Genomic DNA, 3,311 nt, shown 5'->3' with positions numbered 1-3,311 from the left:
GGACGGGTAGGGGCGGCGGGGGCGCAAACAATCCCGTCGAGCCGCCCGCCGGGTTCGTTGTACGGTTCTGATGTCCCTACCACACGGATGGCAGGGCCACCGATCCCGTACCGGCGGGTCATCCGGACACACACATGTATGTGGGGACTCTGTCCTTCGACCTCCTGCTCGGCGACGTCCACTCGCTGAAGGAGAAGCGCTCAGTCGTCCGCCCGATCGTCGCGGAGCTCCAACGCAGGTTCGCGGTGAGCGCCGCGGAGGTCGACCATATGGACCTGCACCGCCGGGCAGGCATCGGCCTGGCGGTGGTCTCGGGGGACGCGGGACACCTGACCGACGTACTGGACCGGTGCGAGCGCCTCGTCGCCGGCCGCCCGGAGGTGGAACTGCTCTCGGTGCGGCGCCGCTTCCACGGCGAGGACGACTGACCGACCCGGACACGGGAACCACAGCACCACAGCACACACGCAGAACCACGCAGAACCACGCAACAGCAGGAAGAACGAGGAGACGGACCAGTGGCCGACAACGCGCGGGCGAAGAGGCTGGCGGACCTCATCCGAGAGGTGGTGGCCCAGAAGCTGCAGCGCGGGATCAAGGACCCGCGGCTCGGCTCCCACGTCACCATCACGGACACCCGGGTGACGGGTGATCTGCGGGAGGCGACCGTCTTCTACACCGTGTACGGGGACGAGGAGGAGCGGCAGGCAGCCGCCGCCGGACTGGAGAGCGCCAAGGGCATCCTCCGCTCCGAGGTCGGCCGGGCCGCGGGCGTGAAGTTCACGCCGACCCTCGCCTTCGTCGCGGACGCCCTCCCGGACACCGCCCGGACCATCGAGGACCTCCTCGACAAGGCACGGGCCTCCGACCAGGCGGTGCGCGATGCCGCGTCCGGCGCCCAGTACGCCGGCGAGGCGGACCCGTACAAGAAGCCGGGCGACGACGAGGACGACATCGCCGAATGACCCAGAAGACCCGCAAGACCACCACGCCCGACGGCCTTGTCATCGTCGACAAGCCGTCGGGCTTCACTTCGCACGACGTCGTCGCCAAGATGCGCGGCATCGCGAGGACCCGCCGCGTCGGACACGCCGGCACCCTCGACCCGATGGCGACCGGCGTGCTCGTCCTCGGCGTCGAGAAGGCGACCAAGCTCCTCGGCCACCTCGCGCTGACCGAGAAGGAGTACCTGGGCACGATCCGCCTGGGACAGGACACCGTCACGGACGACGCCGAAGGGGACGTCACCTCCTCCACGGACGCCTCCAAGGTCACCCGGGACGACATCGACGCCGGCATCGCCAAACTGACCGGCGACATCATGCAGGTGCCGTCCAAGGTCAGCGCCATCAAGATCGACGGCGTACGGTCCTACAAGCGGGCGCGCGACGGTGAGGACTTCGACATCCCGGCCCGCCCGGTGAAGGTCGCGTCCTTCGCCGTCTACGACGTCCGGGAAGCGGTCGCCGAGGACGGCACCCCCGTGCTCGACGTGATCGTCTCCGTGGTCTGCTCGTCCGGTACCTACATCCGGGCGCTGGCCCGGGACCTGGGCGCCGACCTCGGTGTGGGCGGCCACCTCACCGCCCTGCGGCGGACGCGCGTGGGGCCGTACAAGCTGGACTCCGCGAAGACGCTGGACCAGCTCCAGGAGAACCTCACGGTCATGCCGATCGCCGAGGCCGCCGCGGCCGCGTTCCCCCGCTGGGACGTGGACGCCAAGCGCGCCAGGCTGCTGCTGAACGGCGTACGGCTGGAGATGCCCGACGCGTACGCGGGCAGCGGCCCCGTGGCCGTCTTCGACCCGGAGGGCCGGTTCCTGGCCCTGGTCGAGGAACTGAAGGGCAAGGCGAAGAGCCTGGCCGTGTTCGGCTGACACCGGACCCGCCGGATCACGAGGCGGAGTGCCTCGTTCTCCCGTGGAGCGGCGATCACGGGGACTCCATCCCGCCGCTCCACGGTCCCCCCTCGGTTCCCCCACCCAAGGGTGTATCCATCCGCCCCCGGCTATTCACCCCAACGAGCAGGCGCTCGGAGTGAACCGAGGGAGCGGAAGGGGGCGCGTTCGCCTGGCGATCTGTTCCGCTGATCATCGCGTGCCTACCGTCGGAAGCAGTGCACGGCAGGGAGGTCAGGGAGGTTCAGGCATGGGCGGGCAAGGCCGTCAGGCAACGTACGACGGCCGCGAAACGCGGAACGAGATCCGGGACGAGAGCGGGGACGAGATCCGGGACGAGATCCTGGTGCGGATCTGCGACCGGGCCGGACGACCACGCGGTACGGGTTTCGTGGCCGACCGGCACGGCACGGTGCTGACCAGCCACGAAGCGGTCGAAGGACTGGCCCGGCTGGTGCTGAGGGCCCCCGGCGGCCGCACCTTCGCGGTGACCGCCGACGAGGTGACCCCACTGCCCGCACTCGATCTCGCGATCGTCCGCACCGACGGGCTCGGCCTGGCGCCCCTGCCCATCACCGTACGGGACGCGGTCGAGCCGGGTACGTACGTCCGGATCGCCGCCGGTGGCTGGCGTGAGGCGCGGGTGCTGGGCGCCGCCGACGTGACGTACACGGCCGGGGACGACTCCCACCTGCTCGGCGGGGCCCTGGAGTTGGCGATCGGCACGGCGGGCCGTGACGCGCTGCGCCCGGGCGGCGGGGCGGCCGGCGGGCCCGTGCTCGACGCCACGACCGGCACCGTGATCGGGGTGCTGGGCACCGCGTTGCGCACCGAACGCGGCGCGGCCGGCTTCGCGGTACCGCTGCGGGAGGCCGACGGGCCCCTGGGCGAGCTCCTGTCCCGCAACGCGGCGACCGTGCCCGCGTACGGCCCGGACCTCAACCTGGCGGGCGTCCTGGAGCTCACGGCCACCCTGGTGGGCTCGGAAGGGCCGTCGACGACCGTGGCCCCGGTCGAACGTGCCGACGTCGTACGGGAGTTCACGGCGTTCATCGACGGACAGGCCACCGTCCTGGCACTCGTCGGCGCCCCCGGCAGCGGCCGTACGACAGAACTGGCGGTCCTCGCCGACCGGCGCTCCCGAAGCCCGGAACCGGCGCCCACGCTCTGGCTGCGCGGCGCCGACCTGCGGGACACCGACGAGTCGGTCGAGGACGCGGCCAGGCGGGCCCTGGAGCGGGCGGGACGGATCGTGGTGGCGTCGCGCGCGGACGAGGGCCTCCCGTCGGCGGTGGTGCCTCCGGGGGAGTACGCCGGCGAACTCGGCGACATCACCCCCGAGCGCCTCGCCCGCCTCGCACGGGCCGCCGGCCGCCCCCTGCTGCTTCTCCTGGACACCCCCGAGGAGATGCCC

4 protein-coding genes are annotated in these 3,311 nt (G+C 71.9%); all 4 read left to right on the top strand.

Features of this window, described 5'->3' with window-relative positions:
- The first annotated feature begins 134 nt into the window (after nt 1-134).
- Complete coding sequence (locus tag FNH08_RS47455) at nt 135-428, top strand: DUF503 domain-containing protein (RefSeq protein ID WP_152778107.1); 294 nt, start codon at nt 135-137, stop codon at nt 426-428.
- Between the two features lie 90 nt (nt 429-518).
- The gene (gene rbfA / locus FNH08_RS47450; protein WP_322726583.1) at nt 519-965 is read left to right on the top strand and encodes a 30S ribosome-binding factor RbfA; all 447 of its coding nucleotides are present in this window, start codon (nt 519-521) and stop codon (nt 963-965) included.
- Nucleotides 962-1,876: a tRNA pseudouridine(55) synthase TruB gene (truB, locus tag FNH08_RS47445; protein ID WP_152778106.1), complete on the top strand. Its 915-nt coding sequence runs from the start codon at nt 962-964 to the stop codon at nt 1,874-1,876. The genes rbfA and truB overlap by 4 nt, the downstream gene beginning before the upstream one ends.
- A 271-nt stretch (nt 1,877-2,147) precedes the next feature.
- Nucleotides 2,148-3,311, top strand: a 1,164-nt coding sequence (locus FNH08_RS47440; protein WP_194238861.1) for a trypsin-like peptidase domain-containing protein, incomplete at its 3' end; no start/stop codon positions are given.

This window comes from Streptomyces spongiae (genome assembly GCF_009377185.1).
In the GTDB taxonomy this organism is placed as follows: Bacteria; Actinomycetota; Actinomycetes; order Streptomycetales; family Streptomycetaceae; genus Streptomyces; species Streptomyces spongiae.
Note: the sequence above shows the minus strand (reverse complement) of the source record. Positions and strands in the feature narration are given on the sequence as shown.